Source organism: Flavobacterium notoginsengisoli, from assembly GCF_014207905.1.
GTDB lineage: Bacteria > Bacteroidota > Bacteroidia > Flavobacteriales > Flavobacteriaceae > Flavobacterium > Flavobacterium notoginsengisoli_A.
This window is the reverse complement of sequence record NZ_JACHLB010000004.1, coordinates 238,853-256,411: the sequence shown is the minus strand read 5'-3', so window position 1 is coordinate 256,411 and position 17,559 is coordinate 238,853. Positions and strand designations below refer to the sequence as shown.

Sequence of the window (17,559 nt, the reverse complement as noted above, 5' to 3'; positions counted from 1 at the left end):
TAAACATTTTAAAAGCTATTAAATGAAAAATATTCAGATCGCAGCAGTTGTTTTATTGGCGCTTCTGCAATTCAATTGTAAAGATGCTAAAAAGGAAGACGCTGTTTCAAAAGAAAACACAGAAATCAAAACAGATTCTGTAAATACAGTTTTAGAAACTAAGAATTTTGATACCATTATTGACGGCAAAAAAGTCGCTTTGTATTGGATTGAAAACAAAGGAATAAAAGCAGCTTTTACAAATTATGGAGGAAGATTAGTAGGACTTTGGGTTGCTGATAAAAACGGAAAACAAACCGATGTTGTAGTTGGAATGAACAGTGCAAAAGGTTTTAAAAATTCTACAGAACCTTATTTCGGAGCTACAATCGGTAGAGTTGGAAACAGAATCGGTAAAGGACAATTTACTTTAGAAGGAAAACAATATCAAGTGCCATTAAATAATGGCAAAAATGCTTTGCATGGAGGTGTAAAAGGTTTTCAAGATGTGGTTTGGAATGCCGAAAAAACAGACGCAAAAACGTTGGTTTTAACTTATGTATCGCCAGATGGTGAACAAGGTTTTCCAGGAAAATTAGATGTAAAAGTAACCTATACGCTTACAGATGATAATGCTATAAAAATGGAGTATGAAGCAACAACAGATAAAACTACTGTAGTAAACTTGACAAATCATGCCTTTTTTAATCTGAATGGAGAAGGAAGCGGCACAATTTTAAACCACGAACTACAGATTTATGCCAACCAATTTACTCCGGTTGACGAAGGTTTAATTCCAAGTGGAGAATTAAAAGCGGTGAAAAATACACCTTTCGATTTTACTTCAAAACATACTATTGGAGAAAGAATTGAAACCAAAGATGAACAATTGAAATTTGGTAAAGGATATGATCATAATTATGTTTTAAATGGTACAAAAAAAGATGGTTTTATTCATGCAGCAACAATAAAAGGAGATGCTTCAGGAATTACTTTAGATATTTATACAGAAGAGCCTGGACTACAGTTTTATAGTGGTAATTTTATGCAGAGTAAAAACACCTTTAAATCGGGTGCGAAAGACGATTTCAGAACGGCATTTGCATTAGAAACACAGCACTTTCCAGACGCTCCAAATCAGCCAAAATTTGCTCCGATAACTTTAAAGAAAGGAGAGAAGTATCATACGGTTTCTTTGTATACTTTTTCAGTTAATAAATAATTGAATTTTTAAGATAATCGGATTTAAAATTAAAAACAAAAAAGGAAAATTATTATTCAAAACTTAGAAGAAGAAAAACACTGAATTTCTACCTTTTTTTGGTGTTTTTCTTCTATAAGTTTTTTCTATACTAAGTTTTTAAGTTGTTGATTTTTAGTTAAAAATAATTTATTAGTTAAATTAAAAGATTAATATGAAAATGAAAAACTATTTAAAACTTTTTTTTCTTGTTTTAGCTCTAAATTCATATAAAATTGAAGCTCAAAAAATAAATGAAACCACTTTTCAGAATCCAGTTTACAAAAGTGATTTTGCAGATCCAACGGTGATAAAAGCTGCTGATGGATTTTTTTATGCTTACGGTACAAATACAAATGTTGATGGAAAGACAATTCATATTCAAACACTAAAATCTAAGGATCTTGTGAATTGGATTTTTGTTGGAGATGCACTTCCTGAAAAACCAAATTGGGCCGACAAAGATTTTTGGGCTCCGCACGTTTTATATGATGCAAAACTGAAAACCTATTTTTTGTACTATTCTGGAGAATCAGATTCAAAAGAAGGAAAATGTTTGGGTGTTGCAGTTTCTAAATCTCCTTCAGGACCTTTTGTAGATAAAGGCGAACCTTTGCTTTGCGGAAATAGTTTTATCAATATTGATCCCATGGCTTTTGATGACCCGAAAACTGGTAAGAAATTATTGTATTGGGGTTCTGGTTTTGAAGGCTTAAAAGTGCAAGAACTTTCAGAAGATCGTTTGAGCTTTAAAGTTGGAAGTTTGCCTAAAATTTTGGTTAATCCCATAAGAAATAATGATCCAGCAAATTATCAAAATTTGGTTGAAGGAAGTTGGGTTACGTATCACGATGGTTTTTATTATCTGTATTATTCTGGAGATAATTGTTGCGGAGACAAAGCACATTATGCGGTAATGATTGCAAGATCTAAAACTGCCGATGGTCCTTTTGAGACTTTAGCGGAAGCAGAAAGAAAAGAAAATAGTGTCATTTTAAGTAAAAATAAAAAATGGATTGCACCGGGGCATAATTCTGTTGTAACCGATGATAAAGGCCAAGAATGGATTGTTTATCACGCAATTGATGCAGATAGTCCAAAGAGTGGAAGAATTGTCTTAATCGACAAAATAACGTATAAAAACGGATGGCCAACAATAAATTTTGGTTCGCCTTCTGTAGTAAAAATTTCAAAACCCATTTTAAAATGAAAAAAATAGTAAGTATCGCGGCCTTGTTGTGCGTTTTTGTAGCGTGTTCGCAAGAGAAAAATACAGACAAACCGAAAGAATCCAAATCTAAAGCTATTTTATTAGCCGATCCGACGATTTTTTATAACAACGGATTGTATTATCTGTACGGAACTACAACAGGCGATATTCCAAATGGAGAAGGTTTTCAAGTGTATACTTCTTCTGATTTAAAAGCATGGAAAGGTCCTTCTGGTGCTCAAAATGGCTTGGCTCTAAAAAAAGGAGATACTTTTGGAGATAAAGGTTTTTGGGCGCCTCAGGTTCTTTCGTACAACAATAAATTTTATATGATTTACACAGCTAATGAAAATATTGCTGTTGCTGTTAGCGATAGTCCGATTGGGCCATTTAAAAGTGAATCTAAAGAGCCAATTATAAAAACTGGAAATCAGATTGATCCTTTTATTTTTATTGATGAAGATGGTAAAAAATATCTTTATCATGTTCGTTTGACAAATGGAAATAGAATCTTTGTCGCTGAAATAAATGATGATTTGCAAAGTATTAAACCGGAAACTTTAACGGAATGTATTTCGGGAGTTTTGCCTTGGGAAAATACTCAAAATGTGAGCTGGCCAGTTACAGAAGGGCCAACGGTTTTAAAACATAATGGCTTGTATTACATGATTTATTCTGCAAACGATTTTAGAAATCCAGATTACGCAGTGGGTTATGCAACAGCTAAAAGTCCGCTTGGGCCTTGGGAAAAAGCAGCAGATAGTCCGATAATAAGCCGTAAAGACATTGGTATAAATGGTGTAGGTCATGGTGATGTCTTTTATGATAAAAATGGAAAAATGAAATATGTGCTACATACGCATTACAGCAATAATGGGGTTTCGCCAAGAAAAGCAGCAATTATTGATATTGATTTTGAAGGCAATAAAATCAAAGCAAATGCTAAAAGTTTCTACTTATTGCAGGAGTAAAATGATTTTAGAGTTAATAACGGGAAAAGAGATGTTTGGACATCTCTTTTTTTTTGCGGTTTTTGAAAAAGCAAATTAACACAGACATAATTTAAAATATTGTCTATGTGAAATCAGATTCGTAAATTGTTGCAAATTATATGCAATGAGTCAGAAGATAGAAGATTTAATTCCGCACAGAGCTCCGTTTTTATTTGTAGACGAAATTATATCTTATACAACCGAAACAATTATTGGTTTAAAAACGTTTACACAAAAAGATGCTTGGCTTCAAGGAAGTTTTCCTGATTTTAATTTTGTTCCTGGAACAATTTTAATTGAAGCAATGGCACAATGTGGTGGCGCGGGCGTAAAATTGTTGGGACTTGCAGATGGTGTTTTTGGTTTGGTAAGTCTTGATAATATTGAATTTTTTGCTGGTGTAGAATTTGGAAAACTGATAAAATTTGTAGTGAAAAATATCCGTGTAAGCGAAAAAATAATCAAACAGTCTGGCGAAGCTTTTTCTGATGATAAATTGATTGTAAAAGGAGAATGGTTGTGTGTTAAACTTCAATAATTCTAAAAACATAAGAACTTGAGTACAATAGAATTTTTAACGCGTCTTGTAGTTGCTGCTATTGCGGGATTAATAATTGGTTTTGAAAGACAATGGCATCACAAAGAAACTGGACTAAAAACCAACACACTTGTTGCAATTGGTGCAGCTGCTTTTGTTTTGCTTTCCATAAAAGTAGGAGAAACAGAACCAAATATAGATGTTACGCGTATCACAGCACAAGTTGTTATGGGAGTCGGCTTTTTAGGCGCTGGCGTTATTTTTAGAGAAGGAGACAATGTCCACGGATTAAATTCTGCTGCTACAATTTGGTGCAGTGCAGCGATTGGAAGTATCGCTGCGTCTGGATATTTCGTTGAAGCTTTAATTTGTACATTCTTAGTTATTGCAATAAATACGGCTATCGAACCTATAGATAAATGGCTGAAAAATAGAAAAGGTTAGTTATTGCATTTTTGTTGCGTTAAAGATATCGACTAGTTTTTCTAAAGCATTTTTAGAATGCAATTGTTCCCCATTTTTTAATGTGTCTTCTGTTGCTCTCGAGGCTCTTTCTAACATTTGTCTTTCAAAGTAAGTGATTGCGTTTTCTGAAGTTTCAAATTGATTTCCAGTTAAACATTCAGCAAGTTCTAAAGCATCTAACATGGCTAGATTAGCGCCTTTACCTGCAAATGGTGGCATTCGGTGTGCTGCGTCTCCAATCATAGTGAGATTTTCTTGTGTTTTCCAAGTTTGATCCAGTGGAAAATAATATTGCGGTCTCGGAATAAAATACAATTCGTTGCTCAATAAAAGTTCGTGCCATTTTGAACTCCATTCAGGGTAAAATTCTTTAAACCATTCAAAAACTTCTTGATTATTCTTGAAATCCAAATTACTTTCAGAAATCCAATTTTCGGGAATTTTAGAACTCAAAAGAAACATTAGCGAATCGTCTCCTTTTGTGCCGTACATAATAGTTTGTTCGTTTCCAAAAGCCAAAACTTTTCCGCCTTTTGAGAATTCAAAAAGATTGGGAGTGTTTTCTTTTGCATTATAAATGGTTCCTTCCAGCATCGTAATTCCAGAATAAATCGGTTTTTCGGCGTTTAAATAGGAGCGGACTTTAGAATTTGCCCCATCTGCAGCAATTACTAAATTGGCGTAAAAACTGGTTTCGTTTTTAAAATGCAATCGCCAGCCTTTGTTTTCTTTTTCCATAACAGTAAAATGGCTGTTCCAAACAATGGTTTCTGGCAAAAGTGATTGAATTAAAATGCTTCGAAGTATTGAACGGTCAATTTCTGGGCGAGGTTTCGAAATATCTTGAAGAGAATTTGTGTTTGGTTTTGAATTTAACTCGGAGTGACTCTTTTTAATAGAATGTTCATCAAATTTCAATTCGAAATCTTTGTTGACAATTCGTGCTTTACTTGCGTTTGGGCGAACATTGGCGTAAAATTCTTTTAATAAGTCAGCTTTTTCCATAGCTTTTAGACCTGAATCTTCGTGTAAATCCAAAGGAGAACCTTGAACGCGAACTTTATCATCATTATCTCTTTCATATACTTTTACATTTACATTTTGCATTTGTAAAAGTCGGGCTAAAAGTAAACCGCCCATTCCGCCGCCAATTATGGCAACTTGTTTATTTTCTAGTAGCATAGTTTTGTTTTTAAAATCTATGCGACAAAATTATTGTGACGAAAGCGCCGATAATAGTATAAATCGGTCATTTTTGTTTTGAAATAATTCTTTCGGAAGCGAACCCGAAATTTTCTTTATTTCTTTAATGAAATGTGTTTGGTCTGAAAAATTTTCTTCAGGAAATAATTTTCCTTTTGCAATATGTTCTAATGAAGCGCGAAAACGAAGAATAGAACAATATTCCTTTAATGAAAGTCCAAAATACTGCTGAAAATAGCGATTTATTTGTCGGCTGCTCCAATTTGATTGTTCTGCGAATGCTTTTACGGTAAGCGATCCTTTTGTTTGGTAAATAAGTCTGAATAGTTTTTGTTTTCTATTATCGATTTCTTTTTTCAATAAAGATTGAATTTGGAGTGAAGCTTTTTCACAAAACAAATCAAAATTTTCTAAATCGGATTTATTGAAATTCCAAAAGTCGTTTTTTAATATTTTTTCTGAGTTTAAAAGATCAGATAGACTTTCATGAAAAATATATTCTGCGGCTGGAAGCTTAAAACTAATTACAAAAGTTAAGCTGTTGGCAGGAATTAATCCTTTTTCGTATTGTTTAGTTCCTAATCCTAAAAGTCTAATTTCAAAAGGTTTTTCATTGGTTTGAATTAATGATAAATCAATTCTTCCGTCTGGCAATCCAATTGTTTCTAATTTCTGGTCTGATTTATTTTTCATGCACCAAAAACTATCGACAAAATCAGAAAGACTTTGATTGGGGTGAATGGATTTGTATTCTAAGTTTTCGATCATTTTATTAAAGAAGAAATTGAACCGTTTTTCAACGAATTTAAGGCGAAATATTAAGATTTAAAGTTTGTTTAAATGAAATTCGTGTGCTTTCTAATGGCTTGAAAAGCAGTCTCTATTTCTGAAAATTTACGAAGTAAAAACTTAACATTGGGTAAAGTGTTGTTTGTTAGTGTTTTATGATTGGTTTTTTCTTTCGATGAAAAACTTAACATTGGCGAATAGGTTTTTCAATTTATCTTTGTTTATTATTTTTTGATGTTAATTTAATGATTTAATAACATTGAAAATTAGTAAATACCAAAAATAATTTAATCAATTTCTTAAAATTAACAAAATAATGGCAGAAGAAGTGCTTACTAATGAAATCGATCAGGCGGTAAATACCACTCCGGTTATCTCTACTGATGAAAATGAGCAAAAGACGGCTCAAACGGAAACTGAATCAGCTGTAGCTGAAACTCCAGAATCTAAACCAAAACCTAAAAGAGCTCCAAGAAAAACAGTAGAAAAAGAAGCTGCTGTTGTAGAAGAAGTTAAGGAGGAGAAAACAGGAGAAGAAGTTTCTGAAGAAACAGTTTCATCAGAAGAAGAAAACTCGGAAGAAGAAAATAAAGGCGAATCTAAAAACGATAAGAAAAAGAAAAAGATGAAAGAAAAAGAGAAAAAAGCTGTAGCTGAGAAAAAAGAAAAATTGAAAAAGAAAAAAGCTGTAGCGAAGAAAAAAGAGAAAGACGCTAAGAAAGAAAAAGCTAAAAAAGCAAAATTAAAAGCAAAAGCTAAGAAGAAAGCAAAAGCGAAAAAAGCAAAGGATAAAGCGAAAGCTAAGAAAATTGCTAAAAAGAAAGCGAAAAGATCTAAAGCAAAAAAGAACAAGAAGAAATAATTATTTAATTGATAATTGATAATTGATAATTGATAATTGATAATTGATAATTGATAATTGATTTTAATTATATTTAGTTTGTTATACAAAAAGCGCCTCAATCCGAGGCGCTTTTTGTTTTTTTCTGTAAAGCCAGTCTGTCTATTTTCTGAAGAAATTCGGGATCAAACTCAGAGTAGGCTCTTAATCGGTATTTTTCGTCCCTAATTTTCATAACCAAACGTATTTTCTGAACCATGAGCCAAATGGGTTCGTAACGTTTGTGTCCTAAAAGGTATTGAATTTTAAGAATTGACATTTTTCTGTGAGTTAATGTCATCAATTCAATGCAAATCATCCAATGACGTATTGGTAAATTGGAGTTTTCCATTACGGTTCCAGATCGCAGGCTGATTCGGCTGCCACATTTTCTGCATTGAAACTTTAAATCATTTTGTCTAAAAGAATGCTGGTCGTGACCACATTTTCTGCAAATGATGCCATTTTCTAAGCGCTTGTTTTTAAGTTCTTCTATACAAGTGGCTTCATCAGGATATTTTTCGAAATAGGCACGTAGTTCCATTTAAACAGTCTTTTTTCATTTTCTAAATATATAAATTTTAAAGAAGTTTGAAACTTTTCAAAAAAAATAAAGAGAAACATTCTTATTAGAACATTTCTCTTTACGGGACAAAAAAATGGGTATTACAATTTTGTTGCGATTTCTTTTTTGTATTTGTTTAGAATCGATTTTGTCATACCTAAATTAGCTCTAGTCGAATCTACAGCTAAATAAATAAAATACTGCTGGTTGTCAGATACATCGATGATGTGTATTTGAGAACTTAGTGTAATCATAATGTTGTCTACAACCTGTCCATGTAGATTTAGAGCCTTAATAGCATTCATTTTTGCTTTAACCACTTCAAGATTATAAGCCGAAGCTAATTCAGGATCAAAATCTGCAACAACTGATTGTGAGTAATATGACATTCCACTAGCGATTTCAGCTACAGAAACAGCGATAAAACCTGGGACGTTTTTCTTTAGGTCTTCACCAAATTGAGTTAAAAAATCTGACATAATGTAGGATTTTAAGGTGTTGTAATTAAGATTGAATTGTTTTGGATTGGACAAAATTAGTTATAACATATTATATAATTATCCGCTTTATGTACCTATTTTTGTTGAAAATGTTAAAAATTCAATCTTACATTTAAAGCACTTTTTGTGATTTTGTGAAATTGAGACTTAATGCAGTCTAAAAATGAAATATTCAAAACAAAAAAGCTTTTGAAATCACATTATTTGCGATTTCAAAAGCTTTTTAACAAAGAAAAAAAATTTTTTTTTTTACTTAATTTCTGTGATAAATTCTTCTTGTGATGTTCTTACTTTTTTCAAGTTTACCAACCAGTCGTTTGCTTCATCTCGATAACCAAGTGGCAAAATTAAAACGCTTTTAAGTCCTAGTTCGCTTAAACCTAACAATTTGTCAACTTCTGCAGGAATAAAACCTTCCATTGGCGTTGTGTCAACTTGTTGTTCTGCGGCTGCTGCAATTGCTAAACCAAATGAAATGTAAGCTTGTTTTGCCGCATGGTTGGCGTGCCATTCTTGTCCAAGAGGCTCGTACATTCCCCAAAGTCTTGCTTTGTATTCGTCCATTGCGCTAGAAGGAATTCCTCTCTCGCTTGTAGTCTTATCAAATACAGTAGTGATTTTGTCAATGCTGTATCCGTCCCAAGCAGCCCAAACCAATACGTGAGAAGCATCTGTAACTTGGCTTTGATCAAAACTTACAGCTCTGATTTTTTCTTTTAAATCTTGGTTTGTAATAACAAAAACCTTGTACGGTTGCAATCCAGATGAAGAGGGAGCTAATTTTGCAGCTTCAAGGATATAATCTACTTTTTCTTGCGGAACAGCTTGTCCGTTCATTTTTTTTGTAGCGTAACGCCACTTTAGTGCATCTATTAAGGCCATTTTTATTTAATCGTTTAAAATTGTTCTCAAATGTAAACACTTTAAGTATATTTTTGTCAGCTGATTACTAAAAGTAACTGTAACATCGAGGTAACTCACTAATAGAATATGATAAAAGAGCCTAAACACGATCCTAAAAAATGTACGCAGCATATTATGGCAGTTCATGACGCCATGTATATTTTAAACGGAAGATGGAAAATTAGCATCATCGCATCTTTATGTTTTAATACTTTACGATTTACTGATTTGCTTCGTGAAGTGGAAGGTATTTCTGGAAAAATGCTGAGTAGAGAATTGAAGAATTTAGAAGAAAATCAGCTAGTAACACGAACTGTTCTTAATACACAGCCTATAACTGTCGAATATCAATTAACAGAATACGGACATACTTTAAAAGAAGTGATTGATTCTTTGGCAAAATGGGGTTACAATCACAGAAAAAAGATTACAGGAAAAGAATAATCTAGCTTTTAATTTCTGAAATTCTTTGTAAAAAACCTTGAACAGCCAATTTTTGTTCGGCTTCTTCAATCGCTTTCAAAAGGTTATTCTGGTTATCAGTAATATCATTTAACGCTTTTTTCATAACGTGCCAAACAGGCTGCATTTTTTCGACTAGTTCTTTTCCTTTTGGAGTTAGAATAATAAGCCTTTTTCGTTCGTCTTGTTTGTCTTTTTTAGAACTGATAATTTTTAGCTTTTCTAATTCCTTCAACAAACTGATGGTTGAAGGATGGCTATAGCCGATTTCATTTGCAATTTCTACAACACTTAGCATTTCTTTTATGTGTAAAGTATAAATTACAGGAAACCATTTCGCTTCAAAATCAATATCAAAAGATTTATAAATCAAGGCTCCGTCTTTGCGTAATTGTTCGCTAAGACGTTGCAGTCGAGTTGAGATGGCTAAAATGCCAATTTCGTCAATTATATTCATTTCTTTTAGCTTAATTGTAAATGACAAAATACATTATCTGGTTTCATTAAAGGAAAATCGGTTGGAAGCGCTTCTTTTTCAATTGTAATGAAATTATTCTTTTCGTAAAAGCGCAAAGCAGCCTGTAAAATAGAAACCGTTCCTAAATATAAGTTTTTAATTCCGTTTTCTTTGCTGTACGCAACTAATTGCTCCAATAGCTTTTGTGCAATTTGAAATTCTTTTCCTCTGTATTCTTTCTTAACGAACATTTTTCTGATGGCGCCGGCTTCTTCATTAAATTTTACCAAAGCGATTGTTCCAACTAGTTTTCCGTCTATAAACGCGCCGAGAAAAGTGCCGCCAGGTTTAAAATAAAAGTTTTCAATATCCAGTAAATCCGGTTGGTCTTCTAAAGTAACAGGAACATTAAATTCTTTTTGCTGAATGTTTAATATCAAGTCTACGATTTCATTTTCGTATTTGTTTTGTATGGGCTGAATGTTCATTTTTGTTCGGAAATTAAATATAGGTACAAAACTACGTAGTTAACTACATATATACAAGAAAAAAACTGCTGAAACCAGCAGTTTTAAGTGTTTTTTATGATTTCAAACGATTTCTCTATACCATAATTATTCTTTAACCAATACAATTACAGCTTTATAGCCCGTACCAACATTCCATTCGCTTGACGAAATAACTTGACCTTTATCGTCGTAAACTTTAAATTCGGCTGTATTTGGAGAAGCAAAACCTTCATTTAAAGCTTCAATATCAATTTTATTGATTCCTTTTACCAGATTTAGCTTCACGCTTTTAAAATCGGAAGTTAAAGAAACTTCTGGTTCAATTACCTGATCGTTAAAATATACTTTTACTTTGTCGCCGTCTACAAAAGCGGCATCACGATACATAATCGTAGAATAAACGGCTGTGGTATTGAAGTTTCCTAAAAACTGGTTTCTTCTATAGAAAATTCCCTCAACGTTTGATTCTTGTTTGTAAAGATTAGTGTTTTTAAACAACTCATCTGGATTAACCTGTAGTGGTGCAGGTTTTTCTATCGGTGCTGGCGGATTTTCTTTTGGAGCTTCTTCTTTCGGCGGAACAACTTCTTTTTTATTAGCGTCTTTTGCCGGAATGCTTTTAAATTTACTATTCAGTTCTTGTGAAAATCCCTTCAATGAAAATGTAGCAATGGCGATTATCAAAAATATTTTTTTCATGTTTTATACTATTAATCTTTAGGGGTATTGATTTTGAAAAGATTAGATGCATCATAATCTTTTATATATAAACATTTTATAAAACGAATTATTGCCTTGTTAAAGATTTATTGTGTAAAAATTAACTTCTGTTTCTATTAAAATTGAATGTTTTCTTCTGAATCTGACTTACTTTTATGAATTATTGAAATTAAGCGAATATGATTTGTTGATTTAAGAATCTATTTTGAATATCGAAATTTAATCGAAGAAACTGAAAAAATAATGTCAAAAGTAAATGGTTTTGAACTTTTGTTTAGTTTTTAAATTGTTGAAAATCAAAATTGTATATTTGTTTTTGGATTTAATAAATACGCTATGAGAAAATTTAGTTTAGCTTTTCTTTTTTTTACGGTTAGTATTTTTGCTCAAGAAAATAAAATTGATTTGGATATCCAGAAACAGATTGAAGACTACAATTCTGCTTTTGCAACTGCTTTTGTTGAAAACAATAAAGACTTTATACTAAAAAGATATAATGACCAATCTGTATTGATGCCTGAACATAACAGAGAAAGGGTAGGAAAAAATCTCATTGCTGACTTTTATGAGCAATGGTTAAATCAAGCAAAAGTAACGTCTTATCAAAAAAAGATTGTAGAATTACAAGATTTCGATAACTATGTTTTAGAAATTGGAAATTTTGATGAAAACCTGCATATAAAAGACCTAAAATCTTATACATACTCAGGAAAATATATGGTTTTATGGAAGAAAGAAGATAAAAATAAAATTACAACAATTGCGGCTGAAATCTGGGGAGCCAATAGTTATTTTGACGACCGATTTATTCCTGATGTTGATGATAAAATGGTTCCACAAACAAAAGCATATACATCATCAGACAAATTAATTTCTGAAGTTATAGAAAGAAACAGTTCAATTAAAAATTTGGTAAAAAATAGGCAAGGAGCTGAGCATGCCAAAATGTTTATGCCCGATGCAATGTATCTAACCTATTATTCGCCAATTCTTTCGGGAGAAAAAGAGATTACGGCATATTTTACAGAACACGAAAAACCAGGAACTTTGAGCATTGACAAAATTTCTATTCAAACGTCTGGAGTAATTGTTACCAATAAAGCAATTATAGAATTTGGTTTTTATAGTGTAGATTGGAGTAATGGCGATAAAAGCGCTAATGTAAAAGGCAAAAGTATTAATGTTTGGAAAAGAAATAATAGTGGCGAATTAATGATTTTTCGTCAGATGGTTAATCATGATTAATTGAATATTTTATTGGCAAAAAGCTCCAGAGGGGCGACATATATTATAAGTTGTAAAAATATGTCGCTCCTCTGGAGCTTTAGATTATGGATATTTTGTTATTTGCTATAGATATTTAGCTTCTCCGAAGCTTTAAAAAAATGACACAATCCATTATAATTGTTCCTTTTTAGTTTAGATTATCCTCAACAAAATTTTTGCAATATTCTTTTATCAGATCTCTTACAATTCTAAATTGCGTTTCAATTTCAAAATCTGTTCCTGTAGCTTTTGCTGGATCTGGAAAATTGTAATGAAATTTTTGTGCTTTTGAAGGAAAGAATGGGCATCTTTCTTTTGCATTGTCGCAAACTGTAAGAACAAAGTCAAAATCTATATTGCTGTATTCTTCAATATTATTTGAGGTATGATTCGAAATGTCAATTCCATCTTCTTTCATTACAGCAATTGCTTTCGGATTTACGCCGTGAGTTTCTACGCCAGCGCTATATATTACGGCTTTATTATCTGCAAAATATCTCATATAACCTTCTGCTATTTGACTTCTACAGCTATTCCCGGTGCATAATATTAGTATTTTCTTTTCCATAATTAAACGAGTAGCCAAATCAGGTTTATGATACAGAATTTAGGTTCAAAACCAAAAATAAGCTGTAACACAATTACTGATGTGGTTATGATAATTGGTTTTTTGTATTGAATGATTTTAGTTTTCATTTCTTAACAGCATCCAGAATTTGGTGAGCAAGAAGAAGCGTTATCTGTTGATTTTCTTAATATTATTTTTTGTTTTTCTTCAGGAATTCCGCAAGCATCTTTTGCCAAACAAGCTGTTGTCTTATTCTTTAGTATGAAGTTTTTACCATTAAAAGTTAAGTCATATTTTCCAATAGTTTCATCTTGATATTCTACCTCAATCTCAAGATCTTTAATATTGAGCTTTTCTTCAGAAAGTGTAATAATATGCAACAGTTTATTTGGTTTTAAGCGATGTTCAAAATCGTTAGCATTCCAAAGTTGAAAGTTTACAACTTCTTCATTTCTAATAACACCGCCACAATCTATAAAGTTCTTTTTTATGATTCCGACTTCTGTTACGTGGAAATTTTCGGGTACAAAAGTTCCGTTTTCTAATTCAAATTCAACATTTTCTAATGTTGGTAAAATTTGTTTTACTTCTGATAGCTTCATTTTATTATAAATTTGTTTATTGCAATATTGCGATATAAAAAGTCAAAAAAAATGTTTTAACAACATTTTGATTTTGAAAGAGTTTGAGTAATGTTTAAGAAATAATGATTTAAAATTTCAATGGCTTTTTCATCAATACAATAGCAAATTGAATTTCCGGAAATATTTCCTTTAATGATTCCTGCATTTTTCAGTTCTTTTAAATGCTGCGAAACTGTAGGTTGGGCGAGAGGAAGTTCATTTACAATATCGCCACAAATGCAGTCATTTACTTTTAATAAATATTCTAAAATGGCAATTCTGGCAGGGTGCCCCAAAGCTTTTGCTATTGTTGCAATCTGATTTTGTGCATCTGTAAAATGTTCCGTTTTAGTTGCTCCCATTTTTTTTAAATTTAATATTGCAATATTACGATTTAGGATTGAGAAAACAAAATTATCTACTAATTTGTATTTGTTTTTAACTTGAAAAATAGTTCAGAATATTCTTCTAAATTAAAACAAACTAATCTATATTTGAATTCAATTTTAAAATGTTTGTAATGAGCGTTTTAAAAACAATACTTACTAACAAAACCAACCAAACTTTGTATGACTAAATTCTATACTATTCTTGTATTTTCATTTTTTTCTATTGCTTCATTTGCACAGCAGATTACCATTAAATATGTTGGAAATAATGAAGGTGTAATAAATCTAACTTCCGAATCAAGAGAAAATATTTATGATCGAGCGGTTCTGAACACAAAGAATAGAGAATTAATAGTCGATAATGATTGTTCCATATTTTGCAATGATATTTTCAGAAATACTTCAATTTTCGCAGCACCAAACGAAACTTTAGAGTTTGATGTTGATGAAAAAGGGCTGATACATTATTCTTGCGCTTCAAACCCGATTCGTAAATCTGAATCAGAATTTTTAAATGTCTCTTTTGAAAAATATGGATCAATTAAAAATCTTCCAAATTATAATCAATTAAAGGTTGTTATGGCATCTCAGAAGATGAATCCTTATTTTGATAAAGATTATATAAAACAGAAAGAACTATTAGAAACGTATTATAAAGAGCATAAGCTTTCAAAAGAATTCTATGACTATTTTTCTGCTACTTTTTGGAGTCTAACCTTGTATAATGAGCTAGAAGAAAAAACTATAAATCCAAAAACGTTTACGGCTATAGAAGAAAGTTTTGATCAAGCAGATACATTACTAGACGTAGATAAATACCGAGAACTTCTTCAGAATTATGTTCAAAAACGTATGAAAGTTTTAGGTTTGAAAAAAAGCCTTTCTGGCGAAATGGAGTTTATTTCTAAAAATTTCAACAACCAAAATATTGTAGATTATTTATTGTATTCAACTATTTATTATCCGATAAGTATTCGAGATCAGAAAGTTCCTTTTGATCCAAAAGCATTAGAAATATTTAGAAAGTATTGTAAAAATGAAGTTTTTGTAGCTAATGTTGAAAACGAATTAAAACCGGCAGCAACTCCTTTAGTTTTAAAAGAGATAATCAAAAAGCATGAAGGGAAATTAGTTTTGATAGACTTTTGGGCTTCGTGGTGTATGCCGTGCCGAGAAGAATTTCCAGACGAAAAAAAGCTAATGGATAAATACACTGATGTCGCTTTTGTATTTATTTCTATTGATAAAAGTGCAAATTCTTGGAAAAAAGCAATGGCAGTTTATAAAGATATTTTGAACAAAGAGAATAGTGTTTTAATCGCTAAATCTGAAAAAGACGAATTATTAAAGCAAATCAATGTGACTACAATTCCGCGTTATGTTTTAATTGGTAAAGATGGAAAAATCATTCATAAAGATGCGCCAAGACCTTCTACGCCTGAAATTAAAGCTTTAATTGAGAAATATTTATAGCCTTATATTTTTAGTTTTATGAAAGTAGTAAAGAGGCTTTTCAATTAAAAAGATTATTATATTTACTTTCAAAACCACAAATTATGAAAGCATTGATTATTGGAGCAACTGGCGCCACAGGAAAAGAATTGGTCAATTTGCTTTTACAAAGTAATGATTATGCAGAAGTTTCCATTTTTGTGAGACGTTCTACAGGAAAATCGCATCCAAAATTGACGGAACACATTGTGAATTTTTCAGAAATAGATTCTTTTAAGAATTTGATTACTGGAGACGTTCTTTTTTCTTGTTTGGGAACAACTTTAAAAGATGCGGGTTCAAAAGATAATCAATGGAAAATCGATTTTGATATTCCCGCTCAATTTGCAGCCGCTGCGAGAGAAAATCATGTTAATTCTTTAGTTTTGGTTTCTTCTTATGGAGCTTCATCCAAAAGCAGTGTTTTTTATTCTATGATGAAAGGAAAATTGGAAGAGAATATCCAAAGTCTTCATTTTCCGCAATATATCATTTTTAGACCTGGACCGCTTATTCGTGAAGGTTCTGATCGTTGGGCAGAAAAGATTTCTATAAAACTCATTAAAGCGCTAAATGCAATTGGTCTTTTTCATAATTTAAAACCAATTTCAACTGCATTTTTAGCTGCCAAGTTATTAAAAGCACCAAAAGAATTTTCGACAGGAAAAGTAATTCTCGAACTTAATGAAATTCTAAAACTTTAAATCAAAATTTATTCTAACTAATTATATAACAGCCTCTTTACCAATTAGTAAAGAGGTTTTTTTGTATATTTGAAAAGTTATTTTGTTGATTTTTAATGATTTAATGGTGATGTGTGATGAATATGATAACTACTTTTCCAACAGATTCGGACGAATTATTTATAACAGACGGCGGACTCGAAACAACTTTGATTTTTCTACAAGGATTTGATCTTCCCTTTTTTGCTGCTTTTGATATTTTGAAACATGAAAAAGGCTACGAAGCGATTAAAGAGTATTATAGACGTTATTTGGAAATTGCCAAAAAATACAAAACCAATTTCATTTTAGAAAGTCCGACTTGGCGTGCAAACCCAGATTGGATAGAAAGAATTGGCTATTTTCGACATCAATTGCAAGAATTAAATGAAAAAGCAGTTGCTCTTTTGCACGATTTGAAAGCAGAATTTGAAAATGATATTAAAACCATTTTAATAAGTGGCTGTATTGGTCCGCGTGGCGACGGTTATGTTCCTGAAAACTCCATGACTATTGAAGAATCAGAACTATATCATGCTGAACAAATAAAGATTTTTAGCCAAATTCCAGTAGACTTGATTTCGGCTTTAACGATGAATTATATTGAAGAAGCTATCGGAATTGTAAAAGCCGCTGAAAAATTCAATTTACCTGTCGTGATCTCCTTTACGGTAGAAACAGATGGAAAACTGCCAACAGGAATGCATTTAAAAGAAGCAATTGAAAAGATAGATAATAGCGTAAATATTCCTCCGTTATATTATATGATTAATTGTGCGCATCCTTCCCATTTTGGAAATCAATTAAATGAAAATGAAAATTGGGTAAAACGCATAAAAGGTTTTAAGGCAAATGCTTCATGCAAAAGTCATGCAGAATTAGACGAATCAACCGTTTTAGATCGAGGAGAACCAACAGAATTAGGAAAAGAATATAAAAAATTGAAAGATTTATTTCCACATTTTAATGTTTTTGGAGGCTGTTGCGGAACTGACGATGAACATGTTTCAGAAATTGTTAGACATTTAAAAAGTTAGTTTCATTTATAGTATAAAAGAAACATATCTTTTGAAAATACTTTTTTCAAG

The 17,559-nt window shown here is 31.6% G+C and carries 21 protein-coding genes and 1 pseudogene; 11 read left to right on the top strand and 11 right to left on the bottom strand.

Features of this window, described 5'->3' with window-relative positions:
* Positions 1–22 precede the first annotated feature (22 nt).
* The 5 genes from HNP35_RS13960 (at position 23) to HNP35_RS13940 (ending at position 4,403) form a co-directional block, all read left to right on the top strand.
* Entirely contained in the window at positions 23–1,201 is a 1,179-nt protein-coding gene (locus HNP35_RS13960; protein WP_184163099.1) for an aldose epimerase family protein, read from the top strand.
* 199 nt (positions 1,202–1,400) lie between these two features.
* A complete protein-coding gene (locus tag HNP35_RS13955; RefSeq protein WP_184163095.1) occupies positions 1,401–2,429 on the top strand; it encodes a glycoside hydrolase family 43 protein in 1,029 nt (342 codons plus the stop codon).
* Positions 2,426–3,400, top strand: a complete 975-nt coding sequence (locus HNP35_RS13950; RefSeq protein ID WP_184163092.1) for a glycoside hydrolase family 43 protein — start codon at positions 2,426–2,428, stop codon at positions 3,398–3,400. Before HNP35_RS13955 ends, HNP35_RS13950 begins: the two co-directional genes overlap by 4 nt.
* Before the next feature lie 145 nt (positions 3,401–3,545).
* Positions 3,546–3,959: a 3-hydroxyacyl-ACP dehydratase FabZ family protein gene (locus HNP35_RS13945; protein ID WP_184163089.1), complete on the top strand. Its 414-nt coding sequence runs from the start codon at positions 3,546–3,548 to the stop codon at positions 3,957–3,959.
* 18 nt (positions 3,960–3,977) lie between these two features.
* Positions 3,978–4,403 carry an MgtC/SapB family protein gene (locus HNP35_RS13940; protein ID WP_184163086.1) on the top strand — a complete coding sequence of 142 codons (426 nt, stop codon included), beginning with the start codon at positions 3,978–3,980 and terminating at the stop codon, positions 4,401–4,403.
* Here HNP35_RS13940 and HNP35_RS13935 read toward each other — a convergent pair whose 3' ends face one another.
* Both HNP35_RS13935 and HNP35_RS13930 read right to left on the bottom strand, forming a co-directional pair.
* The gene (locus tag HNP35_RS13935; RefSeq protein ID WP_184163083.1) at positions 4,404–5,606 is read right to left on the bottom strand and encodes an FAD-dependent oxidoreductase; all 1,203 of its coding nucleotides are present in this window, start codon (positions 5,604–5,606) and stop codon (positions 4,404–4,406) included. It lies immediately after the preceding gene.
* Positions 5,607–5,636: 30 nt separating this feature from the next.
* The gene (locus HNP35_RS13930; RefSeq protein ID WP_184163081.1) at positions 5,637–6,395 is read right to left on the bottom strand and encodes a helix-turn-helix domain-containing protein; all 759 of its coding nucleotides are present in this window, start codon (positions 6,393–6,395) and stop codon (positions 5,637–5,639) included.
* 337 nt (positions 6,396–6,732) lie between these two features.
* Between HNP35_RS13930 and HNP35_RS13925 the strand changes: the two genes are divergently transcribed.
* Positions 6,733–7,278, top strand: a complete 546-nt coding sequence (locus HNP35_RS13925; protein ID WP_184163078.1) for a hypothetical protein — start codon at positions 6,733–6,735, stop codon at positions 7,276–7,278.
* A gap of 109 nt (positions 7,279–7,387) precedes the next feature.
* On the opposite strand, the pseudogene HNP35_RS13920 reads toward HNP35_RS13925, so the two are convergent.
* From HNP35_RS13920 to HNP35_RS13910, 3 genes and pseudogenes are all read right to left on the bottom strand, one after another.
* Positions 7,388–7,840 (bottom strand): annotated as a pseudogene (locus HNP35_RS13920) (transposase); the annotation flags it as partial.
* A 122-nt stretch (positions 7,841–7,962) separates the two neighbouring features.
* Complete coding sequence (locus HNP35_RS13915) at positions 7,963–8,340, bottom strand: hypothetical protein (RefSeq protein ID WP_184163072.1); 378 nt, start codon at positions 8,338–8,340, stop codon at positions 7,963–7,965.
* A 270-nt stretch (positions 8,341–8,610) separates the two neighbouring features.
* Entirely contained in the window at positions 8,611–9,243 is a 633-nt protein-coding gene (locus HNP35_RS13910; protein ID WP_184163069.1) for a nitroreductase family protein, read from the bottom strand.
* 108 nt (positions 9,244–9,351) lie between these two features.
* On the opposite strand from HNP35_RS13910, the gene HNP35_RS13905 reads away from it, so the two are divergent.
* Positions 9,352–9,708, top strand: a complete 357-nt coding sequence (locus tag HNP35_RS13905; RefSeq protein ID WP_221433457.1) for a winged helix-turn-helix transcriptional regulator — start codon at positions 9,352–9,354, stop codon at positions 9,706–9,708.
* Between the two features lies 1 nt (position 9,709).
* On the opposite strand, the gene HNP35_RS13900 is transcribed toward HNP35_RS13905, so the two are convergent.
* From HNP35_RS13900 to HNP35_RS13890, 3 genes are all read right to left on the bottom strand, one after another.
* Positions 9,710–10,183, bottom strand: coding sequence for a MarR family winged helix-turn-helix transcriptional regulator (locus tag HNP35_RS13900; RefSeq protein WP_184163066.1), 474 nt, complete (start codon positions 10,181–10,183; stop codon positions 9,710–9,712).
* Between the two features lie 5 nt (positions 10,184–10,188).
* The gene (locus HNP35_RS13895) at positions 10,189–10,671 is read right to left on the bottom strand and encodes a GNAT family N-acetyltransferase (protein WP_184163063.1); all 483 of its coding nucleotides are present in this window, start codon (positions 10,669–10,671) and stop codon (positions 10,189–10,191) included.
* 126 nt (positions 10,672–10,797) lie between these two features.
* On the bottom strand, positions 10,798–11,391 hold the full coding sequence (locus HNP35_RS13890; RefSeq protein ID WP_184163060.1) for a hypothetical protein: 594 nt from the start codon (positions 11,389–11,391) through the stop codon (positions 10,798–10,800).
* A gap of 357 nt (positions 11,392–11,748) precedes the next feature.
* Between HNP35_RS13890 and HNP35_RS13885 the strand changes: the two genes are divergently transcribed.
* Complete coding sequence (locus HNP35_RS13885; protein ID WP_184163057.1) at positions 11,749–12,657, top strand: YybH family protein; 909 nt, start codon at positions 11,749–11,751, stop codon at positions 12,655–12,657.
* Between the two features lie 169 nt (positions 12,658–12,826).
* On the opposite strand, the gene HNP35_RS13880 is transcribed toward HNP35_RS13885, so the two are convergent.
* The 3 genes from HNP35_RS13880 to HNP35_RS13870 all read right to left on the bottom strand — a co-directional run bounded on the left by HNP35_RS13880 (position 12,827) and on the right by HNP35_RS13870 (position 14,231).
* Positions 12,827–13,246 (bottom strand): arsenate reductase ArsC, encoded by a 420-nt coding sequence (locus tag HNP35_RS13880; RefSeq protein WP_184163054.1) that lies wholly within the window; start codon positions 13,244–13,246, stop codon positions 12,827–12,829.
* Between the two features lie 131 nt (positions 13,247–13,377).
* Positions 13,378–13,848 carry a DUF6428 family protein gene (locus HNP35_RS13875; RefSeq protein WP_184163051.1) on the bottom strand — a complete coding sequence of 157 codons (471 nt, stop codon included), beginning with the start codon at positions 13,846–13,848 and terminating at the stop codon, positions 13,378–13,380.
* Positions 13,849–13,904: 56 nt separating this feature from the next.
* Positions 13,905–14,231 (bottom strand): ArsR/SmtB family transcription factor, encoded by a 327-nt coding sequence (locus HNP35_RS13870; protein ID WP_184163049.1) that lies wholly within the window; start codon positions 14,229–14,231, stop codon positions 13,905–13,907.
* A 207-nt stretch (positions 14,232–14,438) separates the two neighbouring features.
* Here HNP35_RS13870 and HNP35_RS13865 point away from each other — a divergent pair, with 207 nt between their 5' ends.
* The 3 genes from HNP35_RS13865 to HNP35_RS13855 all read left to right on the top strand — a co-directional run bounded on the left by HNP35_RS13865 (position 14,439) and on the right by HNP35_RS13855 (position 17,508).
* Positions 14,439–15,731 carry a thioredoxin-like domain-containing protein gene (locus tag HNP35_RS13865; RefSeq protein WP_184163046.1) on the top strand — a complete coding sequence of 431 codons (1,293 nt, stop codon included), beginning with the start codon at positions 14,439–14,441 and terminating at the stop codon, positions 15,729–15,731.
* An 83-nt stretch (positions 15,732–15,814) separates the two neighbouring features.
* Positions 15,815–16,453, top strand: a complete 639-nt coding sequence (locus tag HNP35_RS13860; protein WP_184163043.1) for an NAD(P)H-binding protein — start codon at positions 15,815–15,817, stop codon at positions 16,451–16,453.
* Between the two features lie 116 nt (positions 16,454–16,569).
* The gene (locus HNP35_RS13855) at positions 16,570–17,508 is read left to right on the top strand and encodes a homocysteine S-methyltransferase family protein (RefSeq protein WP_184163040.1); all 939 of its coding nucleotides are present in this window, start codon (positions 16,570–16,572) and stop codon (positions 17,506–17,508) included.
* Positions 17,509–17,559 lie beyond the last annotated feature (51 nt).